Raw genomic sequence first — 13631 nt, forward strand, 5'->3', positions numbered from 1 at the left:
CAGTAGCAGTTTTGTGTCCAAGTAAAAAAAATAGTTGAAGTCTGATTTGTTGTATGGGTTTTCAATTATAAATTCGAGGTTAACTTTGCTATGATGCACTCAACATGAAAAAATTTAGAGATTGGTAATGACAACGTTGAAAAATGATCGTTTTTTACGAGCTTTATTACGTGAACCTGTAGACACCACACCCGTTTGGATGATGCGTCAAGCAGGGCGTTATTTACCAGAATATCGTGAAACTCGTGCTCAGGCAGGCGATTTCTTATCTCTATGTAAAAATACTGAATTTGCCTGCGAAGTAACATTACAACCGTTACGCCGCTATGAGCTTGATGCTGCGATTTTATTTTCTGATATTTTGACTATACCTGATGCTTTAGGTCTGGGTTTGTATTTTGAAACAGGTGAAGGACCAAAGTTTCATAAAACAGTGCGCACTGAACAAGATGTGGCGAATTTACCTAAACTAAATTCTAAATCAGATCTAGCTTATGTCATGAATGCAGTTTCAACGATTCGATCTGCTTTAAATGGACAAGTGCCGCTGATTGGTTTTTCGGGCAGCCCTTGGACCTTAGCAACCTATATGGTTGAAGGTGGTTCAAGTAAAGAATTCCGCTTCATTAAGAATATGATGTATGCGCAACCTGAAGTGTTACATGCCTTACTTGATCATCTTACTGATTCAGTGATTGATTATCTGAATGCACAAATTGATGCAGGCGCTCAAGCAATTCAAATTTTTGATAGTTGGGGCGGTGCGCTAGCGCATAGAGAATATGTTGAATTCTCATTGAATTATATGACCAAGATTATTGCAGGATTACAACGTGAAAAAGATGGTCGACGTATTCCCATTATTGTGTTCACGAAAGGTGGCGGTCAGTGGTTGGAGACGATGCTGACCACAGGTGCTGATGCGTTTGGTCTAGATTGGACTACACCGCTTTATACTGCACGTGATGTGGTTGCAGGGCGTGCTGCTTTACAAGGGAATTTAGATCCTGCTGTGCTTTATGGTTCAGCTGCTTCAATTGAAAAATCTGTGAAAGCGATGCTAGATGATGCGTATGCGAATGGTGAAAAAACAGGGTATATCGCAAACTTAGGTCATGGCATTACCCAGTGGGTTGATCCAGCACAACCTAAGATTTTTGTCGATACTGTACATGAATACAGCGCAAAATATTTAGGTTGATATTGAGCATATTTCAAGACTAAACACGCTAGGATTCATTTTGTGCAGTTGATCGTATTATCCCTAAATTTCATGACTAAGGCAGCTTCGGCTGCCTTATTTGGGTTGTTGCTTTTGATTGCATTTGCAGTCACCGCACCGATGGGAAGTCATGAATATTGGGGCTTTTTTCGTTACGATTATTTGTTATTTTATGCGCTGATTATTCAAACCTGTCTAATTTATTTAAAGCTTGAATCATGGGCTGAAGCGAAAGTGATAGCCTTGTTTCATATCATGGCAATGGGGATGGAAATTTTCCTCACGCATCCAGCGATTGCCTCATGGCAATATCCCCAACCAGCCATATTTAAATTACTGACTGTGCCATTGTTTGCAGGGTTTATGTATTCAGCAGTGGGTAGTTTTTTTGCTCGTTCTTTGCGACTCTATAATGTTTCATTCGAGAATTTGCCGAATTTTGGCAATATGCTGTGTTTGGCAGTGTTGTCTTACCTTAACTTTATGAGCAAGTTTTTTATTCCTGATATTCGTCTTGCGCTATTTATTTGGAGCATCGTAATTTTTTGGAAAACTCGGCTTTATTTTCAGTTGCAGCAACATCGTTTTAAAGTGCCTATGCTACCGATTTTATTGTTGCTTGCTTTTTTGATTTGGATTGCAGAGAACATCAGTACTTTCTATAAAATTTGGCTTTATCCAAGCCAAGTTGATGCTTGGCATATGGTGGGTTGGGGCAAGTTAGGTTCTTGGTATCTATTATTACTTTTAAGTTTAGTCTTGGTTTTAAAAATATTAGGTGTGCGGGATAAAAATGGATCTTGGCGATTGCGCTAAAAGATTATAGTCGTGCAAATGGAGCTTTTATTGAGCTCCTTTTTGTTATGAATATTTCATATATATTTCAAAATTTATTTGCTAAAAAAGTTTAACCTCGTTATGTTAATCTTTGTGTAAGAACAATTACACAGCACAATAGTGATAACAAATAGTTAAAAATAATTGAGACTGGAGACATTTCTTATGTTAAAAAAAATTGCATTAGCAGCTTTGCTAGCAGCTGGCTCAAGTGTTGCAATGGCTGATAATGATGTTGGTTGCGGTGCTGGTACACAAATTTGGGCGGGTCAAAAAGGTATTGCACCTAAAATCCTTGCAGCAACAACCAATGGAATTTTTACCAACCAATTATTAGGGATTACGTTCGGTACTTTAGGATGCCGTCAAGGTGGTACAGTAACGGCTCAAGTTGTGACATTTACCAATGAAAATGCAGAGTCTTTAGCGCGTGATATGGCAGTTGGTCAAGGCGAAAGTTTAAATGTACTTGCCGAATTAATGCAAATTAAAGCCAACGACAAAGCTCGCTTCTTTGCTGTGTCTAAAGCAAACTTTGCTGAAATTTATTCAAGCAAAAATACAAACTCACTTCAAGTTTTAGATGCTTTACAAAGCGTGATGGCAAAAGACGCTGTGCTTAAAGCATACGTTTAATTTGTTGCACGATAAAACCCTGTCTTAATGGCAGGGTTTTCTTATACTTATTCTGATTATTTTTAAAAATTGCGATTGAATGAAATTAGCTACTTTTGTATTTACATCTTTGATATGTCATTTTACATATGCCTCGGTTGAATCTGATTTACAAAAGTATTTAGACCTTGCTCAACAAAAACAATTAGATCATCAAACCACATGGCAACGCTTGATGTATGCCGATCAAAAACAAAACAGCGAAGTCACTTATGCTGGTTATTTTTATGCCAAAGACGGCAAAACAAATTTAAAGAGTGAATTACAAGCAAATATTAAAGCCTTGTTTCTTGAAGCCCCAGATAACCAATCCATCCGTTGTAAGTTTCCTGCACGTAGTCGTTGGTTAATGCAACAACTCGATATTGATGTACAACAACTTCCAAAAGTAAATTGTGTTGAATTTAACGATTGGATCAATCAAATCAAGCCGCATAAAGCCACTTTGGTTTATGCCACTGACTTTATGGGCAATCCGAGTTCGATGTTTGGGCATACTTTGCTGCGTCTAGATCCTAAAGATCAGAAACAACTCAATCTAGTGTCCTATGCCGTGAACTATGCTGCCACAGTGAAAGGTGATGATAACTGGTCCTATGCATGGAAAGGCTTAACAGGACAGTATCCCGGTGAATATTCACTAATGCCGTATTATCGCAAAGTAAAAGAGTATGGTGATTTTGAAAGTCGTGATCTATGGGAATATGAGCTCAATTTAACACCTGAAAAAACTCATTTTTTGGTTGAACATATTTGGGAAATGCAGCATGTGAGTTTTCCCTATTATTTCGTCAGTGATAATTGTGCTTATCGTTTATTAGGTCTAATTGATTTAGTACGTCCCGATTTAAACCTAAAACAGCAGTTTAGTTACGCTGCAATTCCAATTGAAACCTTAAAGGCTGTTGATCAGCAAGCTTTAGTTAAAGAAGTGGTCTATCGTCCTGCATTGGAAACTCAACTACTTTCGCAAGCCAAACAACATGGTACAGATTTGGCTAAAATTGCCCATCAAATTGCTTTTATTGAAACTGATCAAGTTCAATCCACGCTAAAAACATATAGCCAGCAAGATCAGGCCAAAATTTTAGAAATGGCTTACGATGATTTATATCTACAATATATCAGCCGTCAAGTTGATGCCAATATTGCTCAGCCAAAATTAAGACAGCTTCTTGCTGAAAGAAGTCAGATTGAAGTTGAAAAGCAACGCCAACAACCAGAGCGTCCAAAAATGCAGCCTGTAGAAGGGCATCATGCACGTAATTTGTCAGTGAATGTGGGTGAGGTGCAAGGACAAAAGTTTGTGGAGCTGGGTCATCGTCAGGCTTATCACGATTTGATTGATCCACAAGGAGGTTATCGCACAGGCACACAATTACTATTTTTAGATGGTAGTCTACAATATCGTGATGACAAGCTCAAGCTCGAACATTTAGATCTATTGTCAGTGAATTCTTATAATCCAGTTCAACCTTTTAAATCGCCGTTAACTTGGGGATTTAATCTAGGTTGGAAACAGGAAGCGATTGAAAATGGGCAGTTGAGTGAAGATGAGCAACATGGCGTGATGAATCTAAATATGCAAGTTGGTTATAGCGTGGCAGATTATGATCGTCGACATCTGTGTTATGCCCAACTACAAAGCCATATTCAAGGCGGTAAAAATTTAGATAAAGGCTGGCGTGTTGGAGCTGGGCCGACTGTAGGTTGTATGAACGTATGGTCTGATAATATTAATAGTGTGGTGCAAGTTGAACTGCCGTATTGGCAAGATCAGAACCAGTGGAATTTAAGAGTCGGTACACAGCTACAATATAGTGTGAATACAAATCATGCTCTGCGTCTGAATTTGGATTTTGAACAACAAGATCATAAAGACTGGAATAAAGTAGGTTTAGGCTATGTTCTGTTTTTTTAGATAAGATATCACTAGGATCAGGCTAATTTCCAGTATCTAGACTTCAACGATGACATAGTATTTTTTAACTGCTTCAACGACTTCAAATGTACCGACAAATGCGGGTGGGATAATCCCTGCATTTCCAGCAGTCACTTCAATAAAAGAATGAGTTTTTGCATCATGGATACGGACAATTCCTTCAATCACTTGAAAAAACTCTTGTTTATTGTCAGCGAATTGAATATTCCAAGCACCAATTTCACATTTCCAAATACCGCAGTCCATATGTGGATGTTCATATAAGCTATAGGTGAGACGTTCAGGATTACCTCGAACCAGACGATCGGGACGAGGGTAATCAATAGTTGCTTCATTTACGATTAAATCGCCGAAACCTGCTAACTGAACTGATGACATTCTAATTGCTCAGCTTAATAGCTTTCAGGAACAGCACTTAAAAACTCACGACGTGCATCTTTATCCGTTTTAAAATCACCAACAAAAGAAACCGTACGTGTGGTTGATTCTTGTTTACCTACACCACGCATCATCATACACATATGCGCAGAGTCAATTACAACTGCAACACCACGTGCTTGAGTCACTTCTGCAACTGCTTCGGCAATTTGCTGTGTTAAGTTTTCTTGAATTTGCAAACGACGCGCAAACATTTCTGTAATACGTGCAAATTTAGATAAACCTAAAACTTGACCTTCAGGTAAATAAGCAATATGGACACGACCATAAAAAGGGAGAAGGTGATGTTCACAAAGCGAATAAAACTCGATATTTTTGACCAATACCATTTCGTGGTTATCGGATGGGAAAACCGCACTATTTGTAACTTCTTCAAGGGTTTTGCTATAACCAGAAGTTAAAAAAGAAAAAGCTTTAGCCGCACGCATAGGCGTATCTTTTAAGCCTGGGCGATTTAGATCTTCACCAACGGCAGTTAAAATATTTGCGTACGATTGCTGCATAGACATAACAATGTTCACTTAGGTGGGTTGAACAAAACGGGAATTGTATCAGAAAACGACTCAAAAACTTAATTTTGAACCAAATGCCGATTATTGTTTGTGCTTTGGGTTCTTTTCTGCACGTTTTAAGAGCACTAAAACAGCACCAGTACCCCCTTGATTTTCAGGTGCGCTGACAAATGCAAGTACATCACGATGTTGTCTAAGCCAGCCATTGACATAGGTTTTTAAAATGGCTTCAGGTCCTTTACCGTGAACAATTTTGATGACATTTTGATTTTCATCTTTTGCCATTTGAATGATCTGTAGAACGGCTGCTCTGGCTTGTTCAACGGTACAGCCATGTAAATCGACTGCTTCAAACCAACGAGTTTTACCTGTTTTTAAATCTTCAAAGACTTTGTGCTGCAAGGTTGCAATGCGATAGCTTAAAGTCGCTTGGCTTGCCACTGGATTTAAGATCGCTTGAGTATCCGAAATTTCTGTAAGCTCTTGCTCAGTACCACCTTCGGCTGCTGCGCGTTTTGCTAAAGTTTGGGCATCAACTTTTTTGCGACGTGTGACTTTGGTGTCTGCAATATTTTGATTGTCGATAGGTTTTACCCCAAGTAGGGCTTTTTTAAAAAGCTCAGTATCTTCCAACTCCTCATTGATAGCCTGAGTTTTTTTTGCCTCAACTTGTTTTGCTATAGCATTAGATTGAGGACTAGAGATTTGCTTTTTAAAAGCTTTCAGCAAGTTAAACTGATCTTTAGAAAGCGAGGAATCATGTTTACTCATAATTTTTAAGAAAATATGCAAGATACGAGAGAGATGGAAAAATTATAGTCCGAAACCGTGATGATTTGAACTGAATTGCATTCATGGAGCGATATGAGCTTTAAAGTGATGATAAATGCTTCAAAGTATTGATGGGATAAATTGATTTAGTTTCTTTATCCATTATCTACGGAAGCTACGTTTGTAATTTTTCATTTATTAAGAGGGAGTTAGAATCCTTATAATTCGTGATTGGTTTAAGCCTTTATTTTTTAAACGGTCGTACAGTTCAAAGCAAATATGTTGGTTAACTTGAACACGGGGTAAAGTATCATCGAAGTCAAAATAACGAATATAACCAGATTGATCCATCACAATTGCAAGGCGCTCGAAGTGACCTCTCCGTTTCTGAAAAGTTTTATATTGTTCTACTACACCGCATTCTTCAGATTTAATAAATGTATCTACAGGGGAAAAGTACATTCCGCTGCTAATAAAGATGACTCCAGGAATTAAACTAAAGAAATAAAATACTCTTGGATCTTTGAACTTCTGAATTTTTTGATAGCAATAGAGATGACTATAAATTGGAAAGCTAACTAAAAAGATCAGCCCTAGAATTAATAAAAAATTACTCATGTTTTTTCATCAGTCTTTAATCGTTGATTAATCTATTGGTATTTTCTAACTCTAATTTTTATTCTTTATTAAGAACTTATATTTAGTTCTAGCATCATTTAAAAGGTTCAAGGCAAAATTTTACCTTGAACCTCATAAATTTAAACCTGTTCAGTTTTTCCAAACAACTCACCAAACGCCAGATCAGGGTGGGGCTGTTTCATAAAGCTTTCACCAACAAGGAACGTATGAATATCATTGGCTTGCATCATTTCTACATCAGCAGGCGTTGCAATACCACTTTCTGTGACTAAAACACGAGAAGCAGGCAATAATTTCTTTAAACGTAACGAAGTATTTAAATCAACATCAAAGGTTTTAAGATTACGGTTATTCACACCTAGAATACAGTGCTCAGAAAGCTTTAACGCACGTTCCAATTCATATTCATCATGCACTTCAACCAACACATCAAGTTGATGCTCAAATGCGGTTTTTGACATTTCTTCAAGTTGTTGATCTGATAAACATGCCACAATTAATAAAATACAATCTGCATGCAGCGCACGTGCTTCAACAACATTATAAGGATCAACCAAGAAATCTTTGCGCAACGCAGGTAGGCCACAGTGATTACGTGCGATTGCAATATTTTCATCCGCACCTTGGAAGAAATCCACATCTGTTAATACAGACAAGCAAGCAGCACCTGCTTGTTCATATTGCTGTGCAATTTCAGCAGGATTGAAATCTGCTCGGATCACACCTTTAGAAGGTGACGCTTTTTTAATTTCAGCAATAACGGCTGGACGTTTATGTTGTAAAGCCTTGGCAAAACCACGAACAGGTGTTGCTTCTTTTGCCCACTGTTCAACATCATACAAACTACGTTGTTTTAAACGTGCTGCAAGCTCCTCATGTTTGCGGTCAACAATTTTACCTAAAATGGTATTTTGAATATCGATCATGAGAAGTCCTTAGTCTGCCTGAGATTGTTTTAATGTCTTGGTAAATTCAGCCAAGATACTCATTTTTTCTAAAGCTTGTCCGCCATAAAGAATATCTTGAGCGAACTCAACTGCTTGCTTGTAAGTCTTGGTGATACCAGCAACATAAATACCTGCACCTGCATTCAGTGCAATCATGTTTGCTGCTTTTTCACCAATATCTGATTTATCTCGGCTTAAAGCATCTTTGATTAGCTTTAAGCTTTCTTCTGAACTGTTGACCACTAAGCCAGTGAGGGTTTGAGAGGGAATACCAACTTCATCAGGCGTTAGCGTCCATTCGCTAATTTCACCATCTTTCAGTTCAGCGACAGTCGTTGGGGCTGCAAGACTGATCTCATCTAAACCATCTTTAGAGTGTACAACCAGTACATGCACTGCACCCAACTGCTTTAATACTTCAGCGATAGGGCGGCATAACTCATCTGAAAATACCCCGATCACAAAACGATTCACACCAGCAGGATTTGTTAATGGGCCAAGTAGATTGAAAATACTACGAATCCCTAACTCACGACGAGGTGCGACTGCATAACGCATGGCTTTATGATGATTTGGTGCAAATAGGAAACCTACACCCATTTCACGGATGCAGCGTTCGGTTTGTTGCATATCTAAATCAAGCTGAATTCCCATTTGTTCGAGTACATCGGATGAACCTGACTTACTCGACACACCACGGTTACCATGTTTGGCGATGGTTGCACCAGCAGCAGCTATAACGAAACTTGAAGCTGTAGAGACGTTAAATAGATTCTGACCATCTCCACCTGTGCCGACAATATCAACCAAGTGAGGAATATCACTCACATCAATTTTAATTGCAAACTCACGCATAATGCGTGCTGCTGCAGTGATTTCATCAATACTTTCACCTTTCATGCGCAAGCCCATCATTAACGCACCGATTTGTGCATCAGTTGCTTCGCCCTGCATAATGCTACGCATGACATCTTCCATTTGTGGCTGGGTAAGATGAATGTTTTTGGTAATGTGATTAAGAGCCTGTTGGATATTCATAGTCATGAGTTACAGCATTAATGATTAAAATTCTTAAGTGAAGTGGGTTAATAAAGAAGAAGGACTTGGTTTTGTGAGAAAGGCTCACTTGCTAATCGGCTATGTTAGCAGAAAATAGTCTCAGTTTTATGTTTGTGCTTAGATTTTAATTTAAATAGCTAGGTAGAGTGGTTCTTAATCTTTTCTAATCATGATCTGTATAAAATTAAAAGCCAATCATCGAATCGAATGATTGGCTTTGATTGAAACAATATTTGATTAATCGTTATTGATGCTGTTTCTAAGCCCAAGGATTTGACTTGTTGCCACACCAGCAGTCATAGAGCCATTTACATTTAAAGCCGTACGGCCCATATCAATCAACGGTTCAATCGAAATCAGCAAAGCCACTAATGTAACTGGTAATCCCATTGCTGGTAATACAATTAAAGCAGCAAAAGTTGCACCGCCACCAACACCTGCGACACCGATTGAACTCAGTGTAACGATTGTCACCAGTTGCGCTATCCATAAAGGATCAAGAGGATTAATCCCTACTGTAGGCGCTACCATAACCGCAAGCATAGCTGGGTATAAACCAGCACAACCATTTTGACCTATTGTCGCTCCAAATGATGCTGAAAAACTGGCGATGCCTTCTGGAACACTTAATTGTTTATGTTGTGTTTCAATGTTGAGAGGAATGCTTGCTGCACTTGAGCGGCTTGTAAATGCAAAAGTAAGTACAGGAAAAACTTTTTTGAAAAACTCAATGGGGTTGACACGAACGAATAATAAAATTAGCCCATGTACAATAAACATAACGGCAAGACCGAGATAAGAAGCGACTAGAAACTCACCTAGCTTAACAATGTCAGCAAGGTTTGCAGTTGCGACCATTTTCGCCATGAGTGCTAATACACCATAAGGCGTAAATTGCATCACTAAACGTACTAAGCCAATAATCAAGGCTTGTAATGCTTCGATACCATGTCGAATTCTCTCACCATTGATCGGGTCTTTATCCATCAGTTTTAATGCTGCAACGCCTAAAAAAGCTGAGAAGATCACCACACTAATGATTGATGTTGGTCGTATACCTGTTAAATCTGCAAAAGGGTTTTGTGGCAATAAAGAGAGAAGTAGTTTAGGTATATCTAGGTTCGTGACTTGACCAATGTAATCGCTTTGAATTGCAGCAAGGCGCGCAGTTTCTTTAGTGCCTTGGACTAAGCCCTCGGCAGTCAGACCAAATAAGTTAGTAATACTAATTCCGACAAAAGCAGCAATTGCTGTGGTAACCAGTAAAATACCAATAACAAATACGCTGATTTTACCTAAAGAAGTGGTTTGATGGAGTTTGACGACCGCACTTAAAATGGAGATAAAAATAAGTGGCATGATCACCATTTGTAAAAGTTGAACATAACCATTACCGATGAGATTGAACCATGCAACAGATTGTTCAATAATTGCACTGTTGCTGTAAATCGCTTTAAGACTTAAACCATAAATAATACCTACGATCATACCGATCAGTACTTTTTTAGAAAGACTCCAATCTTGTCGGTAACTAAAAAACAATCCTGCAATCAGCAAGAAAAAAACAATAATATTCAATAAAACTAAGATATTCACAATAGGTTATCCTGATTGATATTTCAGGGGGAGATCTCTAGAAAATAATGATTCAGATTCTATCATTCAGCACCCATGAAGCTTAATCATTCCTATAACTATACTTAATCTAAAAAATTAAAAAGGAATTCCAGAACTGAAAAAATGAGGATGAATTTCTTCTTCCGTAATACATGAAAAGTATTTTAATTTTTTAAAAAGAATGATTTGCTTTGAATTAAATTTTTAAGTCTTGATTTTAATGCTGAAAAAATAATCAGTGTGTATGAGTTATATAGTGATTTTATATGTTCAAAATAAAAACAGCCTATTATACAAATAAGCTGTTTTTAAATAAAACTTAGTAATTAAGCGTAAATATCTAAGAAGTTTTTAAAAATTTGATGACCATGTTCGCTCAAAATAGATTCGGGGTGGAATTGAACACCTTCAACAGGAAGTGTTTTATGTTTCACGCCCATAATTTCTTCAATTGTGCCATCTGTTTGGTTCGTCCAGCACGTCACCTCTAGACATTCTGGCAAAGTTTCTTGCTCAATTACCAATGAGTGGTAACGTGTAGCAGCAAACGGGGAAGGTAAGTGACTAAAAATTCCTTTGTCACTGTGATGCATATCAGATAAACGACCATGCATAACCGTTTTAGCGCGGATAATCTTGCCACCAAATGCCTGTCCAATCGCTTGATGTCCAAGACAGACACCCAATAAAGGAATTTTACCCGCAAAATGGTTAATTGCAGGAATAGAAATTCCTGCTTCACTTGGTGAGCATGGACCTGGACCAATTACCAAGTATTTAGGCTGCCATCGTTCAATATCTTCTAATGTGACTTGATCATTACGAACAACTTTTACTTCTTGATTCAACTCGCCAAAATATTGAACGATGTTGTAAGTAAAACTGTCATAGTTGTCAATCATTAAAAGCATGATTATAACCTTTTGAAAATACGCACTTTATTGTGCTTTTGCTTTTGATAAACCTATCTAAAAACGATATTCCTTTCGCGCTATATGCGTCGTAAAGGCATTTCTTAGATATAGAGGACAATAATCATAACAAAAACAAATGATCAATGTTGAATATTTCGTTTAATAGATGTTTTTATGGATTTATAAACCGAGGATATAAAGAACCATAGAAACAGATAATAAATTTCATAAATTGAATGACTTGGGTGAAAATATACAAAGTGAACCAAAAGTCTAAATGAATTGATTGGAATGAAGTTAAAAAGAATGATATAAAAAGCCAATTTATGCTAACTAGTGATGGTGTGCTTTTGCACTACATTAGTTCTCTGTTATATGTTTTGCACCACTTTGGTTCGTTATGTCTATTTTGGGGACTAGCTGGGATCGGAATGTTTAAATATGGTGCATTTGTGAAAGCAAACATTATAGTGGACATAGGACATGGAGCTTAAAGCATTTTTTCTGCAAAGAATTTCAATGTTTTAGGTATGCTTTAAAATTGTTGGTATGATAATTGCTAATTATATATCAACAACTAACACGCACTTAACAAGTGCATAAAAATTTCATTGGAGCAAATGAGCATGGCGAACAAGGTCCTTCAACTCATCAAAGAAAGTGGCGCAAAATGGGTCGATTTTCGCTTTACTGATACTAAGGGTAAAGAGCAACACGTAACTTACCCAGCTGACACAATTGATGAAGATACATTTGAAGACGGTAAAATGTTTGATGGTTCTTCAATCGCTGGTTGGAAAGGCATTGAAGCTTCTGACATGATCTTACGTCCAGATGCTGAAACAGGTTTTCTTGACCCGTTCTTTGCTGAGCCAACAGTTGTTGTAACTTGTGACGTAATCGAGCCATCTACTGGTCAAGGTTACGAGCGTGACCCACGTTCGATTGCTCGTCGTGCTGAAGAATATTTAAAATCTACTGGTATCGGTGATACTGCATTCTTTGGTCCAGAACCAGAATTCTTCGTTTTTGACGAAGTGAAATGGGACATCGATATGTCTGGCGCTCGCCATACATTAATCGCTGAAGAAGCTGCATGGTCTACAGGTAAAGATTACGAAGCAGGTAACTCTGGTCACCGTCCACGTGTTAAAGGCGGTTATTTCCCAGTTCCTCCAGTTGACTCTCATCAAGATATGCGTGCTGAAATGTGTGCACGTATCGAAGACATCATGGGCCCTGGTCGTGTAGAAGTACATCACCACGAAGTTGCTTCTTGCCAATTAGAAATTGGTGTGAGCTTCAATACTTTAGTTCGTAAAGCAGACGAAGTTCAACAATTCAAATATGCAGTTTGGAACGTTGCTCACCAATATGGCAAAACAGCGACATTTATGCCTAAGCCAATGGTAGGTGATAACGGTTCTGGTATGCACGTTCATATGTCTATCTCTAAAGATGGCAAGAACTTGTTTGCTGGTGATGAATATGCTGGTTTATCTGAAATGGCATTGTTCTTCATTGGTGGTATCATCAAGCACGCTCGTGCATTGAATGCAATCACGAACCCAGGTACAAACTCTTATAAGCGTTTAGTTCCACACTACGAAGCTCCGATTATGCTTGCTTACTCAGCACGTAACCGTTCTGCTTCTATTCGTATTCCTTACGTTTCTAGTCCTAAAGGCAAGCGTATTGAAGCACGTTTCCCTGATCCATTAATGAACCCATACTTAGGTTTCTCAGCATTGTTAATGGCTGGTCTTGACGGTATCCAAAACAAGATCCACCCAGGCGAAGCTGCTGACAAGAACTTGTATGATCTTCCTCCTGAAGAAGAAGCAAAAATCCCAACAGTTGCTCATAACTTAGAAATGGCAATTGCTGCACTTGAAGCGGATCACGAGTTCCTGTTGAAAGGTGGTGTATTCACTAAAGAAATGCTTGATGCATATATCGAACTTAAAACTGAAGATGTACGTCGTCTTAATACGACGACTCACCCAGTTGAATTTGATATGTACTATAGCTTGTAATACATTCGATTCTGAAAAAGCT

13 protein-coding genes are annotated in these 13631 nt (G+C 38.1%); 5 read left to right on the forward strand and 8 right to left on the reverse strand.

Annotated features, from left to right (window positions below; translation table 11 throughout):
• Nucleotides 1–127: 127 nt before the first annotated feature.
• The 4 genes from hemE (at nucleotide 128) to ACN19N_RS04970 (ending at nucleotide 4655) form a co-directional block, all read left to right on the forward strand.
• Nucleotides 128–1201 (forward strand): uroporphyrinogen decarboxylase, encoded by a 1074-nt coding sequence (gene hemE / locus ACN19N_RS04955; RefSeq protein ID WP_420002097.1) that lies wholly within the window; start codon nucleotides 128–130, stop codon nucleotides 1199–1201.
• A gap of 72 nt (nucleotides 1202–1273) precedes the next feature.
• Nucleotides 1274–2038: a DUF817 family protein gene (locus ACN19N_RS04960; protein WP_420002356.1), complete on the forward strand. Its 765-nt coding sequence runs from the start codon at nucleotides 1274–1276 to the stop codon at nucleotides 2036–2038.
• Between the two features lie 186 nt (nucleotides 2039–2224).
• Complete coding sequence (locus ACN19N_RS04965) at nucleotides 2225–2695, forward strand: DUF3015 family protein (RefSeq protein WP_004663119.1); 471 nt, start codon at nucleotides 2225–2227, stop codon at nucleotides 2693–2695.
• 79 nt (nucleotides 2696–2774) lie between these two features.
• On the forward strand, nucleotides 2775–4655 hold the full coding sequence (locus ACN19N_RS04970; protein ID WP_420002098.1) for a DUF4105 domain-containing protein: 1881 nt from the start codon (nucleotides 2775–2777) through the stop codon (nucleotides 4653–4655).
• A gap of 36 nt (nucleotides 4656–4691) precedes the next feature.
• Here the strand turns inward: ACN19N_RS04970 and ACN19N_RS04975 are convergent, their stop codons facing one another.
• The 8 genes from ACN19N_RS04975 to ACN19N_RS05010 all read right to left on the reverse strand — a co-directional run bounded on the left by ACN19N_RS04975 (nucleotide 4692) and on the right by ACN19N_RS05010 (nucleotide 11570).
• Nucleotides 4692–5054: a cupin domain-containing protein gene (locus ACN19N_RS04975; protein WP_420002099.1), complete on the reverse strand. Its 363-nt coding sequence runs from the start codon at nucleotides 5052–5054 to the stop codon at nucleotides 4692–4694.
• Nucleotides 5055–5068: 14 nt separating this feature from the next.
• Nucleotides 5069–5617: a GTP cyclohydrolase I FolE gene (folE, locus tag ACN19N_RS04980; RefSeq protein WP_017397502.1), complete on the reverse strand. Its 549-nt coding sequence runs from the start codon at nucleotides 5615–5617 to the stop codon at nucleotides 5069–5071.
• A gap of 90 nt (nucleotides 5618–5707) precedes the next feature.
• Complete coding sequence (locus ACN19N_RS04985) at nucleotides 5708–6397, reverse strand: Smr/MutS family protein (RefSeq protein ID WP_293737933.1); 690 nt, start codon at nucleotides 6395–6397, stop codon at nucleotides 5708–5710.
• A gap of 198 nt (nucleotides 6398–6595) precedes the next feature.
• On the reverse strand, nucleotides 6596–7015 hold the full coding sequence (locus ACN19N_RS04990; protein WP_293737935.1) for a hypothetical protein: 420 nt from the start codon (nucleotides 7013–7015) through the stop codon (nucleotides 6596–6598).
• A gap of 140 nt (nucleotides 7016–7155) precedes the next feature.
• Entirely contained in the window at nucleotides 7156–7962 is an 807-nt protein-coding gene (gene trpC / locus ACN19N_RS04995) for an indole-3-glycerol phosphate synthase TrpC (protein WP_420002100.1), read from the reverse strand.
• 9 nt (nucleotides 7963–7971) lie between these two features.
• Nucleotides 7972–9021 (reverse strand): anthranilate phosphoribosyltransferase, encoded by a 1050-nt coding sequence (trpD, locus tag ACN19N_RS05000; RefSeq protein ID WP_293737955.1) that lies wholly within the window; start codon nucleotides 9019–9021, stop codon nucleotides 7972–7974.
• A gap of 258 nt (nucleotides 9022–9279) precedes the next feature.
• Nucleotides 9280–10638 (reverse strand): L-cystine transporter, encoded by a 1359-nt coding sequence (locus tag ACN19N_RS05005; RefSeq protein ID WP_420002101.1) that lies wholly within the window; start codon nucleotides 10636–10638, stop codon nucleotides 9280–9282.
• Between the two features lie 347 nt (nucleotides 10639–10985).
• Nucleotides 10986–11570: an aminodeoxychorismate/anthranilate synthase component II gene (locus ACN19N_RS05010; protein WP_004663108.1), complete on the reverse strand. Its 585-nt coding sequence runs from the start codon at nucleotides 11568–11570 to the stop codon at nucleotides 10986–10988.
• 623 nt (nucleotides 11571–12193) lie between these two features.
• On the opposite strand from ACN19N_RS05010, the gene glnA reads away from it, so the two are divergent.
• Entirely contained in the window at nucleotides 12194–13609 is a 1416-nt protein-coding gene (glnA, locus tag ACN19N_RS05015) for a type I glutamate--ammonia ligase (RefSeq protein WP_269239314.1), read from the forward strand.
• The last annotated feature ends 22 nt before the right edge of the window (nucleotides 13610–13631 follow it).

Source organism: Acinetobacter sp. LF10, assembly GCF_048585715.1.
Taxonomy (GTDB): domain Bacteria; phylum Pseudomonadota; class Gammaproteobacteria; order Pseudomonadales; family Moraxellaceae; genus Acinetobacter.